Consider the following 25,480-nt stretch of genomic DNA (forward strand, 5'->3'; position numbering starts at 1 on the left):
CTCTGATAAGGGTGCCCATAATCTCGGTTTAACTTTGTAATCTTTTATACCATTTGAAAATTATTATTAAACTAAAAATTTTGAATTATGAAAATTTTTAAAATGATGGTTGCCTATGTAGCGGCAATTACTATACTGTTCACTTCCTGTAGTAAGGAAGAAACAGGTACCTCGATGAATGATGGCGAAACAGCTACTTTATCTTTTGAGGCAACTTTAAACAATCTATTGAAGAATAGTTCCAGTTCCAAACAACATTTTTCAGATATTCCAGAATGTTCTGATGCTGCTCCTGCTACGGTAAGAGTTGTACTTTCAGAAGATGGTGCTGAAATGGAACCTATAATTATTGATGTACTTTCTGATGATCTTGATGATGACGGAACAACAGATTATTATACAGATTATTCTGAAGACCTGGAGTTAACTCCTGGTTCTTATGAATTAGAAGAGTTTATCGTTTATGATACTTCCGGAAATATTATCTGGTTGGCTCCTATTGATGAGGATGACAGTGGTGAATTCAACGGCTATGTGATGAATCCTTTACCATTATCTATTGAATTAGGTGCCGGGGTGAAAAAATATGTAGATGTAGAAGTACTTTGTTATGATAATCGTCTTGTAAATGAATATGGATACCTGTTTTTTGATATAATAGGTAAAGAAGTTTATGACCTTTGCTTCTTCGTTAATTACTGTACAGAAAACGGCAGACATTACACTGGTAACTATAGCCTTGATTTATGGTATGTTGGAGCTGATAATGAAATCTCTCTTTATGATGATTCTATGCTTAATGAAGATATGATGGGAGTCAATGAATATGGAGATTATTATGCTGATCCTATGTGCCTGCAAATACCAGGGCCTAATTATGGTGAGGAAAGTGATGAGGACTACCTCTATTACGAAATCACTCTTATGGACTGGGAAGGAAACTATGGTAATGTGGAAGATGGAACAATTACTAAATCTGGATACCTTTCCTGGGATGATGTAGAAGGCCTGTTTGATGCTGATAATGATGATTATACAGATTACTGGCATGTATTCCTTGGATGTGGAGAAGATGATGGCAATGGAAATGGTGGAACCGATTGTGATACCACTAATCCTAATGCAGATTGTGATGATGACGGTGTATGGAATGAATGTGATAGTGATGCCACTAATTGGGCGCAATGGGATTGTGACAATGATGGGGTTCCTAATGGAGAAGATGATTGTGAGGGTACTGAAGAAGGTGCTCCCGTTGATGAAAATGGATGTCCAATAGACGTGGAAGAGCCATTATGTGTAGATGCTTTTTTAGGTGGGATTGATGGCTTTGCAGCTATTCTAATTGGTGATGGAGCTCCTTTGTTCTATCAGCTTGAAGTAGAATCAGGTGAAGTTCCTTCTGGAGAAGAAGATGCTCTGGTTGGTACTGTAGAGTTTGCAGATTTAGGATCAGGTCAAATTGAAGTCTTCATTTCTGTTGAAGAAAATTCTTCCTTCAACATTGAGAGCTGGGAAATCCAGATTCGTCAGGATGGCTCCGGTTCAGTTTTTACTGAAACAGGAACTTCTTCCAGTGATGGAACAACTACTATAGTTATAGAAGTAGATGGAGCTTTCGATATATCTTCTTTTATGGCTAACATAGAAGTTAATCTTTGCAGATCTTCAGATATTTAGAATATTTGGATTTAATATAAAGTCCATTCCTATTATTTGACCGGGGGGTGACTAATAGAATGGATTTTCTTTACCATCTTAATTTTAATTGATTAGATGGTATAGAAGAGGCCGTCTGGGATTTTTTCCAGGCGGCTTTTTTATGTTAAAATTAACAATAAACTTTATTCATAAATGTTTAATGGGTACTTTGTAGGTGATATTAGTTTCATGAATCCATATAAAAATCTAAGATGGTGCAAATTGCTATTGTCGGGTTTTAATTTGAAGAAAAGAATTGAAAATAGAGAGATTAAAGTTAGGTTGATTATCATTTTTATAGGAGTTTGAATGGTATGTAGGAAAATGATTGTTAATTGGATACCCGCTTATTATGTGAGTTTTCATGGTATGAACTTTGTAAATTTTGAAGCAGCAATTTATTAATCCGGGACTAGGTGTTCCCCTAAAACAAAAACCCTTTTTATGAGAAAATTAAAGTTTCTTTATTTGCTACCGGTGTTGGGTATTATAGCCTGTAGTAAAGATTCAATTTCTGAAAATACTGAAATTGAAAACTTACCTCAAGAAAATGTAGTTAACCAAAATTTAACAGAAGTTGCATATCCAAAATCTAAGGGTATTGTATCCGATATTTACTATGCCGGACAGAAGTTGCCTGTTGCTGAGATTGAAGGTAATTATGTTTACCAGGGAGATATTATATTACCCAAGAGTAAAGCAGCTTCTCAATTTCAGGAGCTTGTATATGAACAGGGGAAGGCTCCAACCAACAAGAGTACAGGTAGAACTTCTGGTATGTGGCCGGACAATACAGTTTATTATGCTATAGATTCCGATCTTCCTGACAAAGAGAGGGTGTACGATGCCATCAAACATTGGGAAACCAATACCCCCATTACTTTTATTGAAAGATCCGGAGAAGCAGATTATGTTTATTTTACTCCTGGTTCAGGCTGTTCTTCATACCTTGGGCAGGTAGGGGGAAGGCAGGATATTACCCTTGCTTCTGGATGCAGTACAGGAAATACCATTCATGAAATAGGACATGCTGTAGGACTCTGGCACGAGCAAAACCGTGTAGATAGAGAGAACCATATAAGAATCTATTATAAAAATGTTCGAAATGGTATGGAGTATAATTTTGAAACCTATGCCGAAGGTGGCTATGATGGAAAAGAGTTTACTTCTAACCTGGATTTTGGTTCCATTATGATGTATAGCTCCTATTCCTTTTCAAAAAACGGGAAGCCTACCATAGTTAAAAAAGATGGAAGCACCTTTTCTGTGCAGAGAAATGCCCTTTCTGCCGGAGATATACAGGGTATTGAGAGTATGTATCCATCCACAGATTCAACTCCTGAACCTGATGAAGAGGAGGAAGAAGATAGAGAACCAGGTTATATTAACGGAGAATACTATACAATGTTTGGTGTAACAGTACTTAGGTATTATGATTTATGGTACTACGAAACTCGTCATCATGGTTACAGGCAGGTAAAATTAATTGATGATTTCTGGTATTACTCGTAAAATGAATATTCCCCATAATTAAACCGGCCAATGTGCCGGTTTTTTTAATTTTGGATGTTACTGGTATATTTAATTGAGTAAATATTATTAAATATAAGGGGCTCAACCTAAAAATTCAGCAAACAACTATTATTAGCTGTGAAGAATTCTACAGCCTGTGTGTAGATATTCTACATTTTAGAGCCATATCGGGTTTAACCTTTTATCGTGAGAAAACTTTAACATATTAATTTTAATAAGCTCTTTTAAGAAACTACTTCTTCAATTCCAGCAGTTTTTGATTACTGTATTTTTTAAGGTCACCAAAAAAATAGTAAAACTCTTCTCCAAATTCTGAATAATACGTTTTAAGTTCATCAACTGCAAGATGCATTTTTGATTTTCCTTTTGTGCGACTGTCCATTTGATATAGTATTTTGCCTATTCCCTCAATGCTGGAATAATTCAGGAGCCAGTTATCCCTTATCATATAAGGCAGGAAATTCTGTACCCGTTCCGGTAGCAGTTCAAAGTTCTTCTGAAGAAGTTTGTAAAATTCCCCTATGTAAATTTCTAATTCCACACTAGAATAAGAATTCCAGTTGGCAGCTAAAAAATGATCATATAGGATGTCTACGATCACACTGTTATAATGACCGTATTTTTTGAATAGTCTGTGAGTACTTTTTTTTACCACAGGATGAGTATCAGTATAAAAATCTATCGCTCTGTGTAAAATTATTCCTTTTTGAACAGCAACAGGAAACTGAAGATAGCGTTTTCCTTTAACCGAATCTGCTATGAAATTACCAATCTTCAACTGTTCATCATTACCCGATAAGTAAACATGTGCTAAAAAATTCATTTTTGAAGATACCAATTTAAAGAAACATCCTGTTTAAATTGTGTTAAGATTTGGGAGTACGCAATTGTACCTTCTATATTTGTTGTATATAATTTTTATACAAGCTACAATTAAATCGTATGAGTTTAATAAAATCTATTTCGGGAATACGTGGAACAATAGGAGGAAAAACTTTAGAAAATTTAACTCCTATTGATACTGTTAAATTTGCTGCAGCTTACGGAACATGGCTAAAAGAATCGGTAAATAAATCAAACCTTAAAGTAGTTGTAGGCAGGGATGCTCGTATTTCAGGACGAATGATCCAGGAACTAACCATGAATACACTTACAGGCCTGGGCATTGATGTAATAGATTTAGGCCTATCCACAACTCCTACGGTAGAAGTCGCGGTTCCTTTAGAGGAAGCTGATGGAGGCATCATTTTAACCGCAAGTCATAATCCTAAAGAATGGAATGCTCTGAAGCTTTTAAACAACAATGGAGAATTTCTTAATGGGGAGGAAGGAGCTAAAATTTTGGATATAGCTGAAAAAGCTTCCTTTAATTTTGCAGGCGTAGATGATTTAGGTACTATAGTTAAGAAAGATAATTATATAGATGTACACATAAAAGAAGTCATGAAACTATCTCTGGTGGATGTTGAAAAAATTCAACAAGCCGGTTTTAAAGTGGTAGTAGATGGAGTTAATTCCACCGGGGGTATAGCTATTCCTAAACTTTTAAAAGGATTGGGAGTGGAAGTAGTAGAACTTTATTGTGAACCCAATGGACAATTCCCTCATAATCCGGAACCATTAAAAGAGCACCTGCAGGATATTTGTCATCTGGTACAACAGGAGAATGCAGATTTAGGAATAGTGGTAGACCCGGATGTTGACCGCCTGGCATTTATTGATGAAAAAGGGGAGATGTTTGGTGAAGAATATACACTTGTAGCTTGTGCCGATTATGTCTTGAGCAAAACAACGGGAAATACGGTTAGCAATCTTTCTTCTTCCCGTGCCCTCCGTGATATAAGTATTAAAAACGGGGGAAGTTATAAAGCAAGTGCTGTGGGAGAAGTGAATGTTGTGCAATTGATGAAAGATACTAATGCAATTATTGGTGGTGAAGGAAATGGTGGTATTATTTATCCTGAAGCTCATTACGGCAGAGACAGCCTGGTGGGGGTAGGCCTCTTTCTTACTCATCTTGCAGAAAAGAAATGTAAAGTTTCAGAACTTAGGGAGGAGTATCCTGCCTATTATATGAGCAAGAATAAAATTCAGCTTACTCCTGAGCTTGATGTGGATGGCATACTTAGATCGGTTCAAAAGCGGCACGAAGATGAAGAGATTTCTACCGTTGATGGAGTTAAAATAGATTTCCGGGAATACTGGGTTCATCTTAGAAAATCTAATACTGAACCCATTATCAGAATCTATACAGAAGCTAAAAGTCAGCAGGAGGCCGATGACCTTGCTCAAAAAATGATAAAGGAGATTAAAGACATTATTGCTTAATTTATAATTCTAGATAGCATGGCGTCCGAGTTTCCACTTCAATTCTCTCTGGGAGGGGTCGGAACTGCTTTTTCGCCATTCTGAAGTAGGGAAGATACTGCTATTTTGGTTTGGTCTGGAGACCAATTTTACACCGGTGAACTACTTTAAGGTTTGGTTTTATTTTCGGAATCTTTAGACTAATTTTTTGAACCTGTATTCATGTTGGGAATAACTGGCAGAAAATCCTGTATGTTTTAAATAATTTTAGATCCTTTGGGAATAGGAGTATTTCGGTGTTTCCATCTTTTGTGGGTCCATAGATAAAATTCAGGTCTTCTCTTTATTTGTTTTTCCAAAAGGTCCAGATAAGTTCTTGTAATTTTGTGTGGCGGTTCTTTTTTTGCAGCATCTGTAATATTTATTAGTGTTGCTACATAATGACCACGTGCGGCTTTTTCAACATTTAAGTAAATAACAGCCATATTAAACTCTCTGGCCAGTTTTTCTGAACCGGTAAAGACAGGAGCTTTAATATCCATAAAGTCTGCCCAGTATTTTGATCTTGCCAGTTTTGGGGATTGATCTGCAATCATGGCATATATACCTCGCCGGTTTTCCTTCTCATGCTTGGTAATGGTCATGGTTGCTTTGGAAGTAGGAATAAGCTCCCCGTTAAATTTCCCGCGGATATCCTTTACCAGTTTATTAAAATATGGGTTTTTTATCTTTTTGTAGATGCCGTATGCTTTTATTTTGATCCCGTATAATTGGAGGGCGATCATCCATTCATAACTTGCATAGTGACCGCACATTAGTACAATACTTTTATTTTTTTCCTGAAGCCGGAGGATCTCTTCAGGATTAGTAAAAACAAAACGCTTTTTTAGTTCTTTATTAGATATGGAAAGGCTTTTTATCATCTCCAGGAACATATCACACATATGTGCATAGAACTTTTTTCTTATCAGGAAAAGTTCCTTATCTGTCTTCTCGGGAAAAACCAGTTTTAGATTCTCTGTTACTACCTTTTTCCTGTATCCTGTAATATAATACACCAAAAAATATACAAAATCTGAAACGGCATAGAAAATCCTGAAAGGAAGAATGGATATTATCCATAATACCGGATAAACCAACCAGAAAACAAGCGCCTGCATAAAAAAACTTTCAGCAAATATATGGTATATTTGGCACTAAACTTTAACAGGTATGGGAGAATTAAGTCTGGTTACTATAATAGTTATTGCGGCCAATGTCATCATTTCGTTCAAAGGTTTTAATGACGATGCATTTTTTGAAAAATATAAATTTAATGTAGGGGACATTAACAGGGGGGCAAAATATCAGATTCTTACTTCAGGTTTTCTTCATGTTAATACTACTCACCTGTTCGTAAACATGCTCACCCTTTATTTTTTTGCCAATGTGGTTATCTATGAGCTGGGCAGTACCGGATTTCTTATAGTGTATCTGGCAAGCCTGATTATAGGTAATTTACTCTCCTACTTTTTCCATAAAGACGAATCCCATTACAGGGCTGTTGGCGCCAGTGGTGCAGTAATGGGGATATTATATTCTGCTATTTTATTATATCCCGATATGACTCTGGGCTTGTTTTTTATAATTCCTGTGCCTGCGTATATCTTCGGAATAGGGTATTTGCTTTACACAATTTATGGCATGCAAAGGCAAATTGGGAACATTGGCCATGATGCTCACTTTGGAGGTGCCATTGGAGGATATCTGCTTACGCTAATCTTGGCGCCATGGGTTTTTCAGAGTCATTTGCTGATGGTAGTCTTACTCGCAATTCCCATTGTAGTATTATTCGTATTACAAAAAATGGGGAAAATATAATCTGGTATTCTTCTTGATTATCAAATTTTAAACATGAAAAGTTATGATAAAGAAAATTATGCTTCTGTTGGTAGTATTAGTTGCCACAGGAGTTACCGCGCAAACGCCCCGGCAAAACTCTGTTAATGTTACAGGAAAAGGGACAGTAAATGTTGTTCCTGATAAGGTAATTATTAAATCACGTATTGAACATGAGGGGCAGAGTGCTGTCCTTATAAAGAAACAGAATGACGAGGCGGTGAATTCAGTAATAAAATTTCTGAAAAACAGCGGAATTCCTGAAGAAAATATACAGACCGATTATATCAATCTGAATAAGAATTATAATTATAATGATAAAACGTATTCTTATGTTGCCAATCAGGCAATTTCCATAACACTGGAAGATATTAATGCCTATGAAAGTATTATGTCCGGCCTGCTTGAAAACGGATTAAACCGAATTGATGGTGTGGAATTTAAATCTTCAGAATACAAAAAATACGAAACAGAGGCCAGAAAAAAGGCAGTTTTAGATGCAAAGGAAAAAGCAGAGGAACTGGTGGAGCCACTGGGGCAGGAAATTGGGAAGGCCGTTTATATTAGTGAAGGCACAACAAATAACGTTCAGCCACTTTATAAAATGGCCGCTATGGATGAAGCTTCTCAAAATCGTGAAACCATTGCACCCGGAGAGATGGAAATTACGGTCAAGGTAGATGTTGGATTCAAACTGGAATAACACCTGTTTATTGCTTATAAAAAAAGCGCCTTGATGGCGCTTTTTTTATTTTTGAAGAGAAGGAACATTAATTCAAAAGTTCCTTTACCTTGGCTTCAAGTTCATCACCGCGTAAATCCCTTGCAACAATTTCCCCACTTTCATCCAGAATAAAAGTAGCTGGAATAGAACGAATATTGTAAAGCTGTGCCACGGGATCCTGCCAGAATTTCAAATTTGAAACATGGTGCCATTCAAGACCGTCTTCCTCAATAGCTCCCAGCCATTTGTCTTTTTGACCCGGTCGGTCCAGGGAAACACCTATAATGTTTAAACCTTCATCATGATATTTATTATAAATTTTAACTACGTTAGGATTTTCTACACGGCAGGGTTTGCACCATGCAGCCCAAAAATCTATTATAGTAACTTCACCCATAGCATCCTTAAGAGCAAGTGAGCTGCCCTCTGGAGTGGGAGCACTAAAATTGGGCGCTTTACTGCCAATTGCCACAGCGTTCTGTTTCTCCAGGGTTTCTTTTAGTTCTTTACCAAGCGAAGAATTTTTTAACTCTTCGGAAACGTTGCTGTACATCTCCTTTATTTCCTTTATTGGGTAAGCTTTCATCCTAAGCATATCCATAAGAATCATTAAGGAAACATAGGAATCCTTATTTTCCTGCAGGATCTTCTTTTTAGCAACATTATCATTATCCCTTATTTCTTCTTCTGCAGCCTGAAGGCTTTCCAGTCTGGCAGTATCCTGAGAGGAATAAGCCTCGCGCATTTCGGTACGGCCTGCCATTACCTTCCTGTTGACTTCCTTCAGGTGGTCCATGTATTTGTTTAGTGCACGATTCTCTTTTCCACCAGAAATCTTGGAACTTCTCAGGCTGTCTTTATAAGCTTCTATTTTTATTTCTTCATTTTCAGAAATAAAAATTACATTTCCGTTTACTCCTTCAAAAGAAAGAAAACCGAGCTTTGGCTCTTCGTTTTCCTCAAGATCAATCTGAAATTTACCATTCTGAATCTTAGCCGTATCTATTACCTCCGGCTTTCTGGTTTCATCGCTTAATTCAGAAATATAGACACTGGTTCCATCTTCCACGCCATCAATAGATCCGTTTAAAAAATATCCTTTGTCTTGTTCACAGGCAGTAGCGATAAAAGCTAACACTACCATGACGATTAATTTTCGCATAATTCAAATTTATTTTTTGCAAAAATAAAGAACAGTTTTCGTACTGTTTGGCATTTTAGGCAAAATCTTATTAATAATTATTAATTTTGAGGGCCTGGAATTAGAGAAAATTACAGAACAGGTAATTTTTGATTATATTTTAAAATATGGAAGAACAGTTGAAGGATTTCCCCCTGCATATTAAAGTAAGTTTTCATAAGGTAATCGAGCAGTATAAAAGTGAACTCGACCACCAGCATAGTGATATCGCAAAAAAATATCTTGAAAACGTATTGGAGTATGTTTCTACTTTTCCCGAACTTACTGAAGGTATTGAGAATATTGAGGATATTGAAAAATTCCGGGAGCCAATAGAAGTTCTTTTGCACGATTTATTTCCCAGCGTACTTACAAATAACGAAATTAAGGCTGTATCCATACCATATCATAATATCCTGTTTAACTCATCGGCGAGACTTCAAAAAATCCTTAATCTTGCTGGAAAAGATTTTGTCCCAAAAACCCGTAATCTTGATGAAGATTCGTACTACATTAATGCCTGTATTAACATATTAAGAACCTGTTACGGTTATGATATTGATGTTTCACGACCATTATACTATGATATTCCTGATGAAAATGGAGTGCTAAGGCATTATCGTATAGCTCTTAACGGTGATTTTGTTGAAATTGCGCCAAAGGAAAATGCTCCTGAAATTACTCAGGAAGATGTAGATTTGTTAATTCAGAATATAGGAGATGTTGAATTATGGAAGAAAAAATTCCCTCCTCAAAGTTATGTTTTCAAAGGTTTTACTATTGTAAATCTTACAGATGTGACTGTAGATGATGCCATTTCAAAACTAAAAGCAACCCTTCTTTATAACGAAAATTCCCAAAAGGAGGAACTAATTAATCTTCAGCAAATCTTCAGGTCAATTTATCAAATTTCAGATTTACGTGTAGGATTCACGGTTTATCACGCTTCAGAAAAGAAATTTGAATATATGGAAACTGAAGAAGCCAGGAGCTTTATGCTCCATAAAAAAGAAGCTATGTCTCCTGAAGATCTGGGTGGGGAAGCTTATGAAAAACTTATAGAAGAGAACAGCTACTTTACTGTGGCAAATATTGACTCCTACTTAAAACTGGCTGAGAAAAAGGCACTTGGTGAAAATCTAAAAGCCGGAGGCGTGAAAAGTTGTATTCTGGCTCCTGTGGCAAAGAATCAGAGATTATTGGGAGTGCTGGAGCTTGTTTCTGAAAGAAAAAACGAGTTGCATAGTATAAATGCTATCAAACTGGATGATATTCTGCCTTACCTGGTAACCGCCACCGAAAGGAACCGCAGTGATTTTGAGAACAGGGTAAAAGCAATTATCCAAAGTGAATGTACTTCTATCCACCCAAGTGTGCTGTGGATTTTCGAACGGGAAGCGAAAAAATTCATAAAAGACCTGGATCATGATGGTCTGGCTTCTTTTAAAGATATTTCATTCCGGGATATCTATCCTTTATATGGCCAAATTGATATTGTTGCCTCTTCGGAAGCAAGAAACCAGGCTATTCAAAAAGATTTGTTACATCAGCTGGACCTTATTTTAGTTATTATGGATAATGCCTTGCAGGTGGAAGAACTTTCGATTTATGAGCAGGTAAAATTCAGAATATCAGATTTTAAAGAAAAACTTGAAAATAACCTTAATGCCTCAAGTGAACAGAAGGTGTTTAATTTACTTCAGAAAGAAGTGAACCCTATAATGTCGCACTTAAGGGATCAATCTCATGAATTGAAGGAGAAGGTAGAAGAGTACCAGGCAAAGTTGAATCCTGAGACAGGTATTGTTTATCATGAAAGAAAAAAATATGACGATACCGTCCAGCGAATCAATAGAACTATGTCCCGCTATATTGACAGGAAACAGGTACAGGCACAAAAAATTTATCCGCATTATTTTGAACGTTATAAAACCGATGGGGTAGACCATAATATTTATATTGGTGCATCTATGGCCAATAATAAACCTTTTAACAAAGTGTACCTGTATAATCTCAGGTTATGGCAGTTAAGCACAATGTGTGAAATGGAAAACCGGTTTTACCAGTTACAGGATTCTACTCCAATAAAGCTGGATGCCGCCTCCCTTATTCTTGTGTACAGCAGTACCATGTCTATTCGCTACCGCATGGATGAAAAGAAATTTGATGTTGATGGCACCTACAATGCTCGTTATGAAATTATTAAAAAACGAATTGACAAGGCTTTTATAAAAAACACTGAAGAGCGAATTACGCAAAAAGGAAAAATAGCCATAGTATATTCGCAAAGAAGTGATGAGCGGGAATACCTGAGATATATAAAATATTTACAGGCTAAAAATTATCTGGGAAATAATGTAGAGCTCCTGGAATTACAGGATGTACAGGGGGTAATTGGATTAAGAGCCATAAGAGTAAATATACTTTATTCTCCCAATGGCAAAGACCATGAGGAAGAGAATATCACTTATGAAGAAATGGTAGAACTACATTAGGTAAAACCCAACAACAAAACTAATTACCGAGATAATGATCCCAACCATAAAGACTGTATAGGTTAACCTAAGGAGAAGGTATTTTCTATGTAAAACCTTTCCAAGAAGGTGTAAATCGAGCATTAAAGATTCATATACATAATCTTTGTCCTTCATCATTTCCTGCATACCCCATTTAAATTGTTCAAAAGGCATTTTATGAAAATTTCCGAAGAATAAAAGGTTGACCTTTCTGGATTCTACCTGCTCTTTAGTAAACTCACCACTGGTAACATTTGGTCGTGTAGACATAATAGATAAAATAATAGAGGCTACGCTAAAAAGTATCAATATCATGCTGGGAATAAGGAGGTGCTTATTGGAAGCCGCGTCCAGTTTGGGAATAAGATTTGCCAGTGCCAGGGAAATGATAATCGCATTAACCGAAAGAAGAATGTTAGCTTTGGTATCGGCAATGTCACTTAGTTTTATGTGGTTTCTAAGAGTAACCCTGAACATTGACTGGATACTTCTTTCAGGATTGTCATTTTTAAACTGTGCCTTAAGCCTGGCTTTATTCTCTTCTTTTTTGAGTTTTTGCTGCGCCTTGTTTTGTGATTCTATAAGCTCGAGCAGATTTTCTTCCTTTTTTGGTTTCCAGTTTTCAAGTGCATAGTTGGTATAGTAGGAATGTTTTTCTGTGAAGAACTTTATATTCTCCTGAAGCCACTCCAGGTGTGAAAATTTCTTAATATTATGTAATTCCAGTTCCTGTCTTAGAAACTCACTTGCTTCTTCAAAATAATCTTTGGCAAAATGAGAAGAATCGGCATCTCTAATGATTTTTTCAGCCTGGCTGTCGGGTTCTTTATTAAACCTGGTGGCTGCAATAAGTTTGGTTACTTTTTCAATTAGTTCCGGCGTGGCGTTATTCTCTTTCAGGAACGCTGTGGCAATATTTGCACTTTCCTCTTCATGCCCTTTGTACGTTCTGGTGTAGCCGGTATCATGCAGCCATGCAGCAAGTATTAATGCTTCTTCTTCTTTAACATTAATTTCAGAACAATCAATAATTTCTTTAGTACTTTTAACAACACGCTCTGTATGCTTGTAATCGTGGTATATGTAGGTGTTGGGAAGTTCTTCTCTAAATAGGTTTTGAACAAATTTATCTGCTTTCTCAATGAGGTTATTCATATACCGCTTCTTAATTTTTCCTGCCAAATTACAAAAAAAATTGACTTAATCATTTATGATGAAAAATAACGTACTCCCTGGGTTATTAATTCTCTTTTTACTATGTGCATGTTCTTCAGTCGGTCCCAAATACAGGGAAGGGGAGCCTCAATCGGGCTTTAGTTATCCAAATGAAAAGGAGATTGAAAAATCCTTCTATCTGTTGGGAGATGGTGGTTATTCTCCAAAAGGGGGGAGTTCAGAAGGTTTAATTGCTTTTAAACATTTTCTGGATTCAGTAAAAAGAACACAGAACTATTCCATTTTTTTAGGTGATAACATTTATCCTGTTGGCATGCCGGCTAAAGATGATCCCGACAGGGAAGATGCCGAATTTCAATTGGAAGCCCAATTAGATGCCATTGAAAATTATAATGGGAATGTACTGTTTGTTCCCGGAAACCATGATTGGTACAGCCAGGGACTGGAAGGGCTGGAGAGAGAAGCAGATTATTTAAAAGAAAATTTTGATGACCGGCTTATCTGGGCGCCTGAAATTGGCTGTGGTCTGGAAATTATTGAGGTAAGTGAAAATATTGAAATGATTGTGATCGATTCCCAATGGTACCTTGAAGACTGGGATGATAATCCAAAAATTAATGATGATTGTAATATTAAAACCCGGGAGGCTCTCCTTCTTGAGGTAGAATCGGAAATCAGTAAAAATAAAGATAAAACAATAATTGTCACCTTGCATCACCCTCTTCGGACTAACGGGGTGCATGGAGGACAGTATAATTTGACGAGCCATATTTACCCTTCACAGAAGAAAATACCTGTTCCGGTACTGGGATCTCTTGCTTCATTAATTCGTACCACAGGCGGAGTTTCTATACAGGATGCTCAGAATGAGCGTTATAAAGCTATGGTGCAACGGCTAACCACTATTGCGCAGCAGGCAGAAAGGATTATTTTTGTATCAGGCCATGAGCATTCCCTTCAATATATAGAAGATGAAAATGTGAAACAAATTGTTTCCGGTTCGGGCTCTAAAGCCACATATGTAACGCTTAGTAATGACGGGCTTTTTGCTTATGAAGGGCAGGGTTTTGCCGTACTTGATGTTTTTAAGGATGGTTCTTCCTGGGCCAGCTTTTATGGAAATGTAGATAATAAACCAAAGCTGTTTTATCAAAAGGAAATATTTTCTGTTCCTGAATATTATGATGCTGCAGTTTTGCCTGATAATTTTCCTGAAAGTATTACTACTTCAATATATCCCCTGGAAGAGACCGATAAAGGAGCTACTTTCAAAACATTTTGGGGCGAACGTTATCGGGAATTATATGGAAGGGATATAGAATTCAGGGTTGCCGATCTGGATACCCTATATGGCGGACTTGAACCCATACGTGCCGGTGGAGGTCATCAAACAGTCTCATTACGGGTTAAAGATTCTTTGGGAAGAGAATATAATTTTAGGAGGATAAGGAAAGAAGCCATACAATTTTTACAAACCGTGGCTTATAAAGACCGGCCTATAGAAACGGAACTGGAAAATACAGTAGCTGAAGATTTTATCAAAGATTTTTATACAGCAGCCCATCCTTATGCTTTCTTAGCTATACCAGGCCTTTCAGAAGCTGCCGGGATAGCACATACCACTCCTGAACTCTTCTATTTGCCGAAGCAAAAAAAGCTTGGAAAATATAATGCACAACATGGAGATGAAGTATATATGTTGGTAGAGCGGCCGGAGGAAAACTGGCTTGATTATGAAAACTTCTGGAGCCCCAACCATGATATTGTAAGTACAGCCGATATGTTTGAAAGATTGAGGAGAGATGAGAAATATTCTCTTGATGAACAGGCATACGTACGGGCAAGAATTTTTGATATGCTTATTGGCGATTGGGATCGCCATCAGGACCAGTGGAGGTGGGCAGAGATAGAACAGGAAGATGGAAGTCGTATTTTTAAGCCCATTCCCAGGGACAGGGATCAGGTATTTTCAAATTTTGACGGTGCTTTTTTTGGAACATTAAGAGCCTTGTCAGGATTTGCCAATCAGTTTGCAGTATATGGTGCAGATATTAATAATGTGCAATGGTTTAATATTGCTGCTACAGGTCTGGACAGGTCTCTTCTTCAAAATACCGGAAAGACGGCATGGATGGAACAGGCAAGTTATATTCAGGAACATGTAACTGATGCGGTAATTGAAGAAGCTTTTGCAAATTTGCCTCCTGAATCACATGGGGAAGCCACAGATGATCTGGTCGAAAAACTGAAGGGGAGAAGGGATAATATTGTAGATATTGCTGAACGTTATTATAATCAATTTGCCAGGCTGGCAATTGTTACCGGTACAGATAAAGATGATTTTGTAGATGTATTACGAATGCCTGAAGGTAAAACAAGGGTGACCGTTTTTAGAAATAAAGACGGAGAAAGAGCTGAAATTTTAAGTGATAAAATTTATAATAAAATGGAAACCAAAGATATATGGATATATGCTTTGGATGATGATGACGAGATTACTGTAAAAGGAGAGGGCGAAAATTACATTTTTGTGCGTATTATCGGAGGACAGAATAATGATATTTATACCATTAAAAATAGTAAAAAACTGAAGATCTATGATTTCAAATCACAGCCGAGTACAATAAATGAAGGAGCCGATTCAAAATTTCGCTTTACAGATGTATATAATATTAATACGTATGATAAGAATAAGAAAAACTATAAATCAACCAGTTTAATTCCTGCTTTGGGCTATAATCCTGATCAGGGTTTTAAGATAGGAGTGGAAACAGTATATTCTTTATATGGTTTCAAAAGAAACCCATTTACCTCCAGGCATACATTGGGTGGGGGGGTATATTTTGCCACCGGTGGATTTGATCTTTATTATGAAGGAGAATTTGCTAATATTATAGGGAACTATAACTTTCAGGTAGGTGCACATTTTACCAGCCCCAATTATTCCACTAACTTCTTTGGCTTCGGAAATGAAACCATTAATTATGAAGATGAACGTGGGATGGATTATAACAGGGTGAGGATAAGCAGGATCGGTACAGATTTTGGTTTCGTAAACCGCACGCCGTTTGGAAGCTACTTCGCATGGATGGCAAATTTTGAAGCAATTGAAGTTGATGACACCCAAAACCGGTTCTTATCTGAAAATTTTCCTGAAAATACCGATTTTTTCGATTGGAAATATTTTGCAGGTTTGGATGCCACCTACAAATATGAGAGTTATGATAACCGGTTAAACCCTTCCAGGGGAATGCGGTTTGTATTGAATCTTGGAGGTAAGATAAATACCGCCGATACCGATCAATATTTTGGATATTTTAAGCCTTACCTGGGTTTCTATAATTCACTTACCACAAATAGAAAAGTAGTGCTTAAAACTCATGTACAGGCGCACTTGAATATGAGGGATGATTATGAATTTTACCAGGCGGCAAAGTTGGGGGGCAATAGCGGATTAAGGGGATATCGCCAGGAAAGATTTACAGGAGAAAAAGCCTTTGCCACAGGAGCCGATTTAAGATATAGCTTTAACCAGTTTAAAACAGGATTTTTGCCTTTTCAAATTGGTGTTTTTGGAGGTTATGATCTTGGTAGGGTGTGGAACGATTTCGAAGAGAGCTCGGTGTGGCACGATAGCTACGGCGGCGGTTTCTGGATAAATAGTGCTGATGCAATAAACGGTACCTTCAGCTTATTTTCAGGTTCTGAAGGAGCACGTTTCTCCTTCGGAGTAGATTTCAGATTCTAAGCAACATATTTCAAAAGAAATGTATTATTGATGTAGTACGGGTGCCATCATGTGACCATTTGATAACTCCTTCAACTTTTATCCTTTCTAATATTCTATTGATACGAACAGGAAAAAGGTTTCAATATGATTTCTAAACGATATATTTAGCAGTCTACCAGATATAAACTTAATAAATCAATATTTATATTAGTAAGAATTTTGATGACATCATGCTGAAGAATTTCAGCATTTGATGGATCTCAAGTAATCATTTTGAACATCCCCTACAGTTTGCCCGGGATATAATCGATTTCAGGAATTATTTTATTCTTCTTTCTTCTGAACAGACAGGTTATTGGAGAAATCAATTGTTCTAATAGGGAACGGGATGTTAATATCATGGGCATCAAAAGCTTTTTTGATTGCGATAACCGCTTTGTTCCTGGCAACTAAAATATCCTTGTTTTTAGAGACATCATGCCAGAAGCGTACTACAAAATTTATAGAACTGTCCCCAAATTCTTCATACATAAATTCAACTTCTTCATTTCCCTGCTGGGAGAAGGTATTGGCTATGGTTTTTATGGTAAGATCCTGAACAAATTCCAGATCGGAGTTATAAGCAACCCCACAATTCAGCATAATCCTGGAACGTACAGTTCGGCTGTAATTTTTGAATGGCTCTTCCACAATTTTACCATTGGGAATTACTACATAATTATTATCTGATTGTTTTATTACAATATTCCGAAGGTTTATTTCTTTTACCTCCCCGGCAAATCCGTTTGTTTCCACCCAGTCGCCAATCTGCAACTGCGGCAGAAAACTTAATATTACCCCGGAAAAGGTATTATTTAAGGTGCCCTGTAATGCAAGGCCAATAGCCAAACCAACTACCCCGGCACCTGCCAGAACAGAGGTGAGTAATTTATCCAGGTTTAGCAGTCCCAGTGCAATAAAAAAACCTACAAGAATAATGATGGCTTTGAGCACCTTTACAGACATTTGGCGTATAGAAGACTGCTTCACTTTTCTTCTTAACAGCCGGTCTATTAACTTGCCAACGTATTTGGCAACAAAAATGAACAGGACAAAAACCAGAATGGCTAAAATAAAATTGGGCAAATTCAGGATAATACTATCCAGCCATTCGCCCAATTTTGTTCCGATTTTATTTACGGATTCGTTAATATTAAAATTTTCGAACATTTATAGGGGGAGTTAGCTCCTTATATTTCTTTATGGTTATCACTGGTTTTCATTTTCCAGGCATCAAGCATCCAGCTTGTCTTTTCCAGCTCTCTGATATAACCTCCAATAAGGTCTATAGTACCTTCGTCTCCACCTTCATCTGCAATTTTCGCAACTTTTCTCATCTGATTAAGAAGTGCGCCATGATCTTCTAGTAATGCTTCGATCATTTCTGAATCTGATAACTGGCTACCGGATTCCTTTAGATTAGACAATTTAAGATAGTCGCTTAAGTTGCTGGTTGGTTGATGGCGAAGCGTTAGAATACGCTCTGCGATTTCATCAACTTTAAGTTTGGCATCATCATAAAGTTCTTCAAACTTTTCATGAAGATCAAAGAAATTTTTTCCTATGATGTTCCAGTGAAAGTTTCTTAGTTTTTGATAATACAGATGGTAATCGGCGAGGAGAATGTTTAATTCTTCAACAGTTTTTTCTGTTTTCTTGTTATCTAAACCTAAATAGCTCATAGTTTATATTATTGATTTAAAATTTTCATCCAAAATTATAATCGATTCTTTATTTAAAGGTGAAAAAATTATAAATTTAATCTATTGGACGATTTTTCTTAAGGTCGAGTTTTTTTAGAAGTTCTTCTGAAACCTGTCCTGCAGAATAATCATATCCATCTACGAGAACCCCTTTACGCCCCGAAGAAGTACTAATTGCATAAAGTACGGCTTCATCGCCGGGATTGGAAGGACCTTCAAACCTATAAACTTCATCTACCACAAATTCTTCTGAAAGGAATTTTTCTCTTTCAGCTTCAGATTTCAGATGCTCATCTAATAAATTAAAATCTTCTTCATATCCTTCTTCCAGTCTTAACATATTGATGGTCTGGGATAATGTACCTTTTTGTTTCATAGTTGGTTTTGTTTGAACGTTCATGTCAAAATACGCTTGTGGCGCTTGTTCTGCAAATGATGAAGATGATTTAGTATAATTTTAACTAGAGTTAATCTTCATCCTCTTTTTTGCCTGATCTGAATAATCCGAATGGAATTACAAAGAGAATAAAGAAATACCATCCGGTGACAATACCAACAATAGTGACAAGAGCTGCAAGTATATAAAACCAGTAGGATTTTAGAAATTTCATAAACGGAAAATTTTCTGTGAAAATAAAAAATAAAGTAGAGTTCTGTAAACTGTAGATTTCAATTTTTCTGAAGGTTTTATAATTTTTCCTAAAGTTCTGATATTGCATTTATGTTGTCAATCTTGAATTAAGCCTGTAGAATTCTAAAAAATTTGATGAATTAACCTAAATTTGTTGAATTATTCCTTTCATTCTACCACCATGAAGAACAAAATAACCTTAAAGGAACTGGCGAAACTATTAAATGTTTCAGTTTCAACCGTTTCCAAAGCCTTAAATGACAGTTCGGAAATTAGTCCCAAAACTATCGAGAGAGTCAAGGAATTAGCAGCATTGCATAATTACAGGCCCAACCCGGTAGCGGTAAATCTAAAAAGCAGCAAGAGTGGCACTATTGGAGTTGTTATACCAAACATTTCAAATAATTTTTTTGCAAAGGTGCTTTCCGGTATCGAGGCACAGGCACAGAAAGAAGGACTGCAGGTAATTACTTATATTTCTAATGAATCCCTGGAACGGGAAAAACAAATTGCCGACAGGCTGACCTCCGGATTTGTAGACGGGGTGTTAATAGCAATTTCCGAAGCTACTCATCGTGCAAGAAATTATGACCATATTTTTGGAATACTGGAGTATGAAATTCCGGTGGTTCTTTATGATCGTATTAATATTGATGTGCCCGTGGATAAAGTTGGTATTGATGATGAAAAAAGTTTTGCTGAAGCCACCAAATTACTTATTTCTAAGGGGGTTAAAAAAATTGGTCTTGCCTCGGGAATTCATCATCTTGGAGTAGGAAAGCTCAGGATTAAAGGGTACGAAGGTGCTCTTACGGAAGGGATGGAAAGTATGATTGCTGCTTCCTCAAGAAAACAGGTACTTATTGACGGTATTTATGATATCCTGGTCAATAAAAAAGTAGAGGCGGTGCTGTGTACCGATTTTGAAAGTGCTATGAGGGTTTACCGAATGGCTTACGAAAATGAAATCCGTATTCCAGAAGATCTTAAAATTATTGGTTTTCTGCCAGAAAATGTGGCACGTTTTCTAACTCCTTCTATAAGTTATATTGAACAATTTCCTGAAGAAGTAGGAAAAAATGCCATGCAAATGCTTATCAACAGGCTAAACAAAAAACTCCTTTCAGATAAGAATACAGAAAAAATTATCAACACTGAACTTGTGCACCTGGAATCAACAGTCTTTTAGAAATCGGCTATGAAAAAAATACTTATTACAGGAGGAGCAGGTTTTATAGGTTCCCACGTGGTAAGGCTATTTGTGAAGAGCTATCCTGAATATGAAATTTACAATCTGGATGCCCTTACATATGCCGGTAATTTGGAGAATCTAAAAGATGTGGAAGAGTATCCAAATTATACATTTTTAAAAGAAGACATTACAAATGCTGAGGCAGTATTTCTCCTGTTTAGAAAATATAAATTTGAGAGTGTTATTCATCTGGCTGCGGAATCTCATGTAGATCGTTCCATAAATGACCCCGGTTCTTTTGTAAAAACCAATATTCTGGGAACAGTAAATCTTCTGAATGCTGCCCTCCAATCCTGGAATTCCAATCCTGATAATAAACTTTTTTATCATATTAGCACAGATGAAGTTTATGGTTCCTTAGGGGAAACTGGATTTTTTACAGAAAAAACCAGGTATGACCCCAATTCTCCATACTCAGCTTCCAAAGCAGGGGCTGATCATTTTGTAAGAGCATATGGCGAGACCTATGGCTTGCCTTATGTAATTAGTAATTGCTCCAATAATTACGGCCCTAATCAGTTTCCCGAAAAATTAATTCCCCTCTTTATTAATAACATTATCAATAAAAAGGATCTGCCCGTGTATGGTGATGGGAAATATATCCGGGACTGGTTATATGTTAAAGATCATGCCAGAGCAATAGACCTTGTTTTTCATAAAGGAAAGAAAAAGAATACCTATAATATAGGTGGATTTAACGAATGGCAAAATATAGACCTGGTTAAACTCCTTTGCAGCCTGATGGATGATAAATTAGGGCGGGTAAAAGACAGTTCTGCCAAATTGATTTCCTATGTTAAAGACCGGCCGGGACATGACAAAAGGTATGCTATTGATGCCGGAAAAATAAATAAAGACCTGCATTGGGAGCCATCCGTAACTTTTGAAGAAGGAATTGCATTAACTATCGACTGGTATCTGGAGAACAAACTTTGGTTAGAACATGTAACTTCCGGCGAATATTTAAATTATTATAAGAAGCAGTATAAATAATAAATCAACAGTGTTGACATGAAAGGAATTGTATTGGCAGGAGGGACAGGTTCAAGATTGTATCCAATAACTAAAGGGGTTTCCAAACAATTATTGGCGGTTTATGATAAGCCGATGATCTATTATCCAATATCGGTGCTTATGCTGGCTGGAATAAGAGAGATATTAATTATTTCGACCCCTGAAGATCTGCCTTTTTTCGAAAAGTTGTTAGGAAACGGAGAGCATCTTGGAGTGGAATTTAATTATAAGGAACAGGTGCAGCCGAATGGATTGGCAGAGGCTTTTATTATAGGCGAAGAATTTATTGGGCAGGATGATGTATGTCTTGTTTTAGGAGATAATATATTTTACGGTCAGGGATTTACCACCCTTCTTTCCAATGCTGAACAAAATTGCCGGGAAAACAGGTTAGCTACCGTTTTTGGATATTATGTAAATGATCCAGGGCGTTACGGGGTAGTGGAATTTGATGAAAATGGAAAAGCTTTAAGTATTGAAGAAAAGCCCGTAAAGCCAAAAAGTAATTTTGCGGTTACAGGATTATATTTTTATCCTAATTCTGTTATTGAAGTTGCCAGGAAATGTAAGCCAAGTGCAAGAGGAGAACTTGAAATAACCTCTGTTAATCAATATTATCTTCATGAGAATAAATTAAAAGTAGAAATGATGGGTCGTGGTTTTGCATGGCTGGATACAGGTACCCATGATTCGCTGTTAGAAGCATCTAATTTTATACAAACAATAGAAAAAAGACAGGGACTTAAAATAGCCTGTCTGGAGGAAATAGCTTTCAGAAAAAGCTATATTGATAAAAGAAGATTATTACACCTGGCTAAAGAACTTGAGAAAAGTGATTACGGAAGTTATTTAAATGGCTTGATTTCAGGTATATAAATAAGTGAAAAAATAAACATAGTCACCATTTTACATTACTTTAAGATTTTAAGAACTTAGCTTCTTATAAGAATTCCTATATTTGAGCCTTCAAAAATAAATAACCTACATTATTCATGGATAAAAGCCAATTCTTAGTATTAGATTCTGCAGAAATATTAGTAACTGGTGGAGCCGGTTTTATTGGCTCAAATTTATGTGAGCAATTACTTGAATTGAAAGCAAAAGTAACCTGTCTTGATAATTTTTCGACTGGCCACAGGCATAATCTGGAAAATTTCAAAGATAATCCTGATTTCACCCTTATAGAAGGGGATATTCGTGATGCTGAAACCTGTAAGAAGGCGTGTGAAGGGAAGGATTATATATTGCATGAAGCAGCTTTGGGTTCCGTTCCCCGTTCTTTAAAAGACCCGATTACCAGTAACGAAGTTAATGTGTCGGGATTTTTAAATATGCTTGTGGCAGCAAAGGATGCCGGGGTGAAAAGGTTTATATATGCAGCGAGTTCTTCTACTTACGGGGATTCAGAAAGTCTTCCTAAGGTGGAAGATAAAATCGGTAAGCCATTATCACCTTATGCAATAACTAAATACGTGAATGAATTATACGCAGATATTTTTCATGATGCTTATAATCTTGATACTATAGGTTTAAGGTATTTTAATGTTTTTGGGAGAAAACAGGATCCTAACGGAGCTTATGCTGCCGTTATTCCGAAATTTGTAATACAGTTTATGAATCACGAAAATCCGGTGATAAACGGAGACGGAACATACTCCAGGGATTTTACCTATATTGATAATGTTGTTCAGATGAATTTACGTGCTTTAACAGTGGAAAAACCTGAAGCAGTGAATCAAATTTACAATACGGCTGTAGGGGATAGGACAAATTTGGTGGAGCTTACCCAGTATTTGAAGAAATTTCTTTCTGAATACGACCCTAAAATCAGTAATATTGAAGTTAAGCATGGACCTAATCGCCCTGGTGATATCCCTCATTCGCTGGCTTCTGTAGATAAAGCTAAAAAACTTCTTGGTTATGATCCGGAATATCCTATTGAGGCTGGTCTCAAAGAAGCTGTAGATTGGTATTGGAAGAATTTATCCTGATCTTATTGTAAAAAAATACTTTGAAAACCAGTAGATAATAATGGTGCATAAAATTAATGAAAGAATATTTTGAGATATTAGACTGGGATTCAGATTTCTTTGGTTTTAAAGTAGCTAAAATAAATAAGGGCTTACTTTTGGAAGAAGCGTCCGAAAACTGCTTTAAAAGCCTTTATAAAAATGAAATTAACTTAGGTTATTTTTTTTCGAATTCTCCTATAGATCAGTCCATTCTAAATAATGATTTTTACAACATCATTCTTGTTCATAAAAGAATTCCTCTGGTAAAGACAATAATCAAAGACTGTGGTTTTGATCCTAATATAAGTATTTATAAAGATAAATACCCTAGTGAAGATATGATACACCTGGCTCAGTTAGCAGGTTCATATAGCAGGTTTGGTGTAGATCCCAACATTTCTCATGATAAATTTAATGATCTTTTTAAAACCTGGATTATAAATTCAGTGAATAAAAAAATAGCCTCAGATGTCCTGGTTTTCAAAAAGGACGATAAGATAATAGGTTTGGCTACTATAAAGATTGAAAAAGGTGTGATGTATACTCCACTATTTGCGGTAAAACGGAAATATGAAGGAATAGGGGTTTCTTTTAGTTTAATGAGGGCAATAGAGACTATAGCCTTTCGTAACGATTGCTCAACAATAATCGGCGGAACACAGGAAGTAAACATTAAAGCTCTTAAGGTATATGAACGTTTTGGCTTAGTGCCTCAGGAGCCGGAATATATTTATCATCTTTGGAAAAACAAATAAGAAACAATTATACTCTTTTTTAATAATGAATAATAATACTCAAATTGCTGTAATAGGTCTTGGATATGTAGGCCTTCCATTGGCCCGACTTTTTGCTGAAAAATATCCCGTAGTTGGCTTTGATATTAATCAAAAAAGGGTAAAAGAATTAATGGCAGGAGTAGATGCTACCCTCGAAGTGGAAAATCACGTGCTTCAGTCGGTTCTGAAGCAGGAATCATCTGCAAAAAATGGCCTGTATTGTTCGCCAGATCTCGATCAAATTAAAGATTGCAACTACTATATCATTACTGTTCCTACTCCTGTAGACAAAAATAATCGGCCGGATTTAACCCCGCTTTATAAAAGTAGTGAAACTGTAGGAAAAGTCCTTAAAAAAGGTGATGTGGTGGTTTACGAATCTACCGTTTATCCGGGGGTGACAGAGGAAGAGTGTGTTCCTGTTCTTGAGAAGCACAGTGGATTAAAATTTAATGAAGATTTCTTTGTTGGTTATTCTCCGGAAAGGATTAATCCGGGTGATAAAGAGCATACGGTAGATAAAATACTTAAAGTAACAGCCGGCTCTACGCCGGAAATTGGGAAAAAGATCAATGAGTTGTATGCTTCTGTCATTACGGCCGGAACTCATCTGGCACCAACTATTAAGGTTGCTGAAGCTGCTAAAGTTATAGAAAACTCTCAAAGGGATATTAATATTGCTTTTGTGAATGAACTTGCCAAGATCTTTAATATGATGGGTATTAATACTCAGGACGTATTGGAGGCAGCAGGTACCAAATGGAACTTTTTGCCTTTTAAACCTGGCTTGGTTGGGGGACATTGTATAGGAGTAGATCCATATTATTTGGCGCAAAAGGCACAGGAAATTGGATATCATCCTGAAATAATTCTTGCCGGAAGAAGAATGAATGACTCCATGGGACAGTATGTTGCAGGGGAAGTTGTAAAGCTGATGCTGCAAAATGATCAGAAAGTAAAAGCTTCCAATGTTTTGGTTTTAGGAGTAACTTTTAAAGAAAATTGCCCTGATGTCAGAAATACAAAAGTGGTGGATGTAATAAAGAATCTGAAGGAATACGGAATTAATATCACGGTGTTTGATCCGTTGGCTGATCCTGAAGAAGTAATGCATGAGTATGGGCTGCAAACAGTTAAAACATTACCTAAAGAAAAATTTGGTGCCATTGTTCTTACTGTGGCTCATAAAGAATTCCTATCCTTAGATTTAGATTCTCTTAAAGAGAAAAATGCTGTTGTTTATGACGTAAAAGGGGTATTGGGTGATAAATGCGACAAGAAGCTATAATATCTTAAAATTCATAATAA

The 25,480-nt window shown here is 36.5% G+C and carries 21 protein-coding genes; 13 read left to right on the forward strand and 8 right to left on the reverse strand.

Features of this window, described 5'->3' with window-relative positions:
• Window positions 1–87 precede the first annotated feature (87 nt).
• Window positions 88–1,680, forward strand: coding sequence for a hypothetical protein (locus RM539_RS12630; protein ID WP_311503768.1), 1,593 nt, complete (start codon window positions 88–90; stop codon window positions 1,678–1,680).
• Window positions 1,681–2,145: 465 nt separating this feature from the next.
• Window positions 2,146–3,213 (forward strand): M12 family metallopeptidase, encoded by a 1,068-nt coding sequence (locus RM539_RS12635; protein ID WP_311503769.1) that lies wholly within the window; start codon window positions 2,146–2,148, stop codon window positions 3,211–3,213.
• A 253-nt stretch (window positions 3,214–3,466) separates the two neighbouring features.
• Here the strand turns inward: RM539_RS12635 and RM539_RS12640 are convergent, their stop codons facing one another.
• Window positions 3,467–4,057: an acyl carrier protein phosphodiesterase gene (locus RM539_RS12640; RefSeq protein WP_311503770.1), complete on the reverse strand. Its 591-nt coding sequence runs from the start codon at window positions 4,055–4,057 to the stop codon at window positions 3,467–3,469.
• 119 nt (window positions 4,058–4,176) lie between these two features.
• Between RM539_RS12640 and glmM the strand changes: the two genes are divergently transcribed.
• The gene (glmM, locus tag RM539_RS12645; protein WP_311503771.1) at window positions 4,177–5,562 is read left to right on the forward strand and encodes a phosphoglucosamine mutase; all 1,386 of its coding nucleotides are present in this window, start codon (window positions 4,177–4,179) and stop codon (window positions 5,560–5,562) included.
• 236 nt (window positions 5,563–5,798) lie between these two features.
• Here the strand turns inward: glmM and RM539_RS12650 are convergent, their stop codons facing one another.
• Window positions 5,799–6,701, reverse strand: coding sequence for a lysophospholipid acyltransferase family protein (locus tag RM539_RS12650; RefSeq protein ID WP_311503772.1), 903 nt, complete (start codon window positions 6,699–6,701; stop codon window positions 5,799–5,801).
• A 52-nt stretch (window positions 6,702–6,753) separates the two neighbouring features.
• Between RM539_RS12650 and RM539_RS12655 the strand changes: the two genes are divergently transcribed.
• Both RM539_RS12655 and RM539_RS12660 read left to right on the forward strand, forming a co-directional pair.
• Window positions 6,754–7,401 carry a rhomboid family intramembrane serine protease gene (locus RM539_RS12655; RefSeq protein ID WP_311503773.1) on the forward strand — a complete coding sequence of 216 codons (648 nt, stop codon included), beginning with the start codon at window positions 6,754–6,756 and terminating at the stop codon, window positions 7,399–7,401.
• Between the two features lie 43 nt (window positions 7,402–7,444).
• Window positions 7,445–8,122 carry an SIMPL domain-containing protein gene (locus RM539_RS12660; RefSeq protein ID WP_311503774.1) on the forward strand — a complete coding sequence of 226 codons (678 nt, stop codon included), beginning with the start codon at window positions 7,445–7,447 and terminating at the stop codon, window positions 8,120–8,122.
• Between the two features lie 67 nt (window positions 8,123–8,189).
• On the opposite strand, the gene RM539_RS12665 is transcribed toward RM539_RS12660, so the two are convergent.
• Entirely contained in the window at window positions 8,190–9,305 is a 1,116-nt protein-coding gene (locus RM539_RS12665) for a redoxin domain-containing protein (protein ID WP_311503775.1), read from the reverse strand.
• Between the two features lie 146 nt (window positions 9,306–9,451).
• Here RM539_RS12665 and RM539_RS12670 point away from each other — a divergent pair, with 146 nt between their 5' ends.
• Window positions 9,452–11,818 (forward strand): GAF domain-containing protein, encoded by a 2,367-nt coding sequence (locus RM539_RS12670; RefSeq protein ID WP_311503776.1) that lies wholly within the window; start codon window positions 9,452–9,454, stop codon window positions 11,816–11,818.
• Here the strand turns inward: RM539_RS12670 and RM539_RS12675 are convergent.
• Window positions 11,810–12,994 (reverse strand): Pycsar system effector family protein, encoded by a 1,185-nt coding sequence (locus tag RM539_RS12675; protein WP_311503777.1) that lies wholly within the window; start codon window positions 12,992–12,994, stop codon window positions 11,810–11,812. The two genes, RM539_RS12670 and RM539_RS12675, sit on opposite strands and share 9 nt — an antisense overlap.
• 55 nt (window positions 12,995–13,049) lie before the next feature.
• Here RM539_RS12675 and RM539_RS12680 point away from each other — a divergent pair, with 55 nt between their 5' ends.
• Window positions 13,050–16,763: a metallophosphoesterase gene (locus RM539_RS12680; protein ID WP_311503778.1), complete on the forward strand. Its 3,714-nt coding sequence runs from the start codon at window positions 13,050–13,052 to the stop codon at window positions 16,761–16,763.
• A 306-nt stretch (window positions 16,764–17,069) separates the two neighbouring features.
• On the opposite strand, the gene RM539_RS12685 is transcribed toward RM539_RS12680, so the two are convergent.
• The 4 genes from RM539_RS12685 to RM539_RS12700 all read right to left on the reverse strand — a co-directional run bounded on the left by RM539_RS12685 (window position 17,070) and on the right by RM539_RS12700 (window position 19,098).
• Window positions 17,070–17,954: a mechanosensitive ion channel family protein gene (locus RM539_RS12685; RefSeq protein WP_311503779.1), complete on the reverse strand. Its 885-nt coding sequence runs from the start codon at window positions 17,952–17,954 to the stop codon at window positions 17,070–17,072.
• A 20-nt stretch (window positions 17,955–17,974) separates the two neighbouring features.
• Window positions 17,975–18,466 (reverse strand): Dps family protein, encoded by a 492-nt coding sequence (locus RM539_RS12690; RefSeq protein ID WP_311503780.1) that lies wholly within the window; start codon window positions 18,464–18,466, stop codon window positions 17,975–17,977.
• A gap of 76 nt (window positions 18,467–18,542) precedes the next feature.
• Window positions 18,543–18,863, reverse strand: coding sequence for a phosphoribosylpyrophosphate synthetase (locus RM539_RS12695; protein ID WP_311503781.1), 321 nt, complete (start codon window positions 18,861–18,863; stop codon window positions 18,543–18,545).
• Window positions 18,864–18,954: 91 nt separating this feature from the next.
• On the reverse strand, window positions 18,955–19,098 hold the full coding sequence (locus RM539_RS12700; RefSeq protein WP_311503782.1) for a hypothetical protein: 144 nt from the start codon (window positions 19,096–19,098) through the stop codon (window positions 18,955–18,957).
• A 201-nt stretch (window positions 19,099–19,299) separates the two neighbouring features.
• On the opposite strand from RM539_RS12700, the gene RM539_RS12705 reads away from it, so the two are divergent.
• The 6 genes from RM539_RS12705 (at window position 19,300) to RM539_RS12730 (ending at window position 25,460) form a co-directional block, all read left to right on the forward strand.
• Complete coding sequence (locus RM539_RS12705) at window positions 19,300–20,307, forward strand: LacI family DNA-binding transcriptional regulator (protein WP_311503783.1); 1,008 nt, start codon at window positions 19,300–19,302, stop codon at window positions 20,305–20,307.
• A 9-nt stretch (window positions 20,308–20,316) separates the two neighbouring features.
• Entirely contained in the window at window positions 20,317–21,363 is a 1,047-nt protein-coding gene (gene rfbB, locus RM539_RS12710; protein WP_311503784.1) for a dTDP-glucose 4,6-dehydratase, read from the forward strand.
• Between the two features lie 18 nt (window positions 21,364–21,381).
• Window positions 21,382–22,260 carry a glucose-1-phosphate thymidylyltransferase RfbA gene (gene rfbA, locus RM539_RS12715; protein ID WP_311503785.1) on the forward strand — a complete coding sequence of 293 codons (879 nt, stop codon included), beginning with the start codon at window positions 21,382–21,384 and terminating at the stop codon, window positions 22,258–22,260.
• Window positions 22,261–22,376: 116 nt separating this feature from the next.
• On the forward strand, window positions 22,377–23,375 hold the full coding sequence (locus tag RM539_RS12720) for an SDR family oxidoreductase (protein WP_311503786.1): 999 nt from the start codon (window positions 22,377–22,379) through the stop codon (window positions 23,373–23,375).
• Between the two features lie 56 nt (window positions 23,376–23,431).
• On the forward strand, window positions 23,432–24,151 hold the full coding sequence (locus RM539_RS12725; protein WP_311503787.1) for a GNAT family N-acetyltransferase: 720 nt from the start codon (window positions 23,432–23,434) through the stop codon (window positions 24,149–24,151).
• A 25-nt stretch (window positions 24,152–24,176) separates the two neighbouring features.
• Window positions 24,177–25,460: a nucleotide sugar dehydrogenase gene (locus RM539_RS12730; RefSeq protein ID WP_311503788.1), complete on the forward strand. Its 1,284-nt coding sequence runs from the start codon at window positions 24,177–24,179 to the stop codon at window positions 25,458–25,460.
• The last annotated feature ends 20 nt before the right edge of the window (window positions 25,461–25,480 follow it).

The sequence above is a fragment of the Autumnicola musiva genome (assembly GCF_031846585.1).
GTDB lineage: Bacteria > Bacteroidota > Bacteroidia > Flavobacteriales > Flavobacteriaceae > Autumnicola > Autumnicola musiva.

Coding starts and splice junctions, on each gene's coding strand:
- RM539_RS12660 (WP_311503774.1), top strand. CDS start 7,445: ATGATAAAGAAAATTATGCTTCTGTTGGTAGTATTAGTTGCCACAGGA.
- rfbB (WP_311503784.1), top strand. CDS start 20,317: ATGAAAAAAATACTTATTACAGGAGGAGCAGGTTTTATAGGTTCCCAC.
- RM539_RS12635 (WP_311503769.1), top strand. CDS start 2,146: ATGAGAAAATTAAAGTTTCTTTATTTGCTACCGGTGTTGGGTATTATA.
- RM539_RS12730 (WP_311503788.1), top strand. CDS start 24,177: ATGAATAATAATACTCAAATTGCTGTAATAGGTCTTGGATATGTAGGC.
- RM539_RS12690 (WP_311503780.1), bottom strand. CDS start 18,466: ATGAGCTATTTAGGTTTAGATAACAAGAAAACAGAAAAAACTGTTGAA.
- RM539_RS12680 (WP_311503778.1), top strand. CDS start 13,050: ATGATGAAAAATAACGTACTCCCTGGGTTATTAATTCTCTTTTTACTA.
- glmM (WP_311503771.1), top strand. CDS start 4,177: ATGAGTTTAATAAAATCTATTTCGGGAATACGTGGAACAATAGGAGGA.
- RM539_RS12720 (WP_311503786.1), top strand. CDS start 22,377: ATGGATAAAAGCCAATTCTTAGTATTAGATTCTGCAGAAATATTAGTA.
- RM539_RS12655 (WP_311503773.1), top strand. CDS start 6,754: ATGGGAGAATTAAGTCTGGTTACTATAATAGTTATTGCGGCCAATGTC.
- RM539_RS12700 (WP_311503782.1), bottom strand. CDS start 19,098: ATGAAATTTCTAAAATCCTACTGGTTTTATATACTTGCAGCTCTTGTC.
- RM539_RS12670 (WP_311503776.1), top strand. CDS start 9,452: ATGGAAGAACAGTTGAAGGATTTCCCCCTGCATATTAAAGTAAGTTTT.
- RM539_RS12685 (WP_311503779.1), bottom strand. CDS start 17,954: ATGTTCGAAAATTTTAATATTAACGAATCCGTAAATAAAATCGGAACA.
- RM539_RS12695 (WP_311503781.1), bottom strand. CDS start 18,863: ATGAAACAAAAAGGTACATTATCCCAGACCATCAATATGTTAAGACTG.
- RM539_RS12665 (WP_311503775.1), bottom strand. CDS start 9,305: ATGCGAAAATTAATCGTCATGGTAGTGTTAGCTTTTATCGCTACTGCC.
- rfbA (WP_311503785.1), top strand. CDS start 21,382: ATGAAAGGAATTGTATTGGCAGGAGGGACAGGTTCAAGATTGTATCCA.
- RM539_RS12650 (WP_311503772.1), bottom strand. CDS start 6,701: ATGCAGGCGCTTGTTTTCTGGTTGGTTTATCCGGTATTATGGATAATA.
- RM539_RS12675 (WP_311503777.1), bottom strand. CDS start 12,994: ATGAATAACCTCATTGAGAAAGCAGATAAATTTGTTCAAAACCTATTT.
- RM539_RS12725 (WP_311503787.1), top strand. CDS start 23,432: ATGAAAGAATATTTTGAGATATTAGACTGGGATTCAGATTTCTTTGGT.
- RM539_RS12630 (WP_311503768.1), top strand. CDS start 88: ATGAAAATTTTTAAAATGATGGTTGCCTATGTAGCGGCAATTACTATA.
- RM539_RS12705 (WP_311503783.1), top strand. CDS start 19,300: ATGAAGAACAAAATAACCTTAAAGGAACTGGCGAAACTATTAAATGTT.
- RM539_RS12640 (WP_311503770.1), bottom strand. CDS start 4,057: ATGAATTTTTTAGCACATGTTTACTTATCGGGTAATGATGAACAGTTG.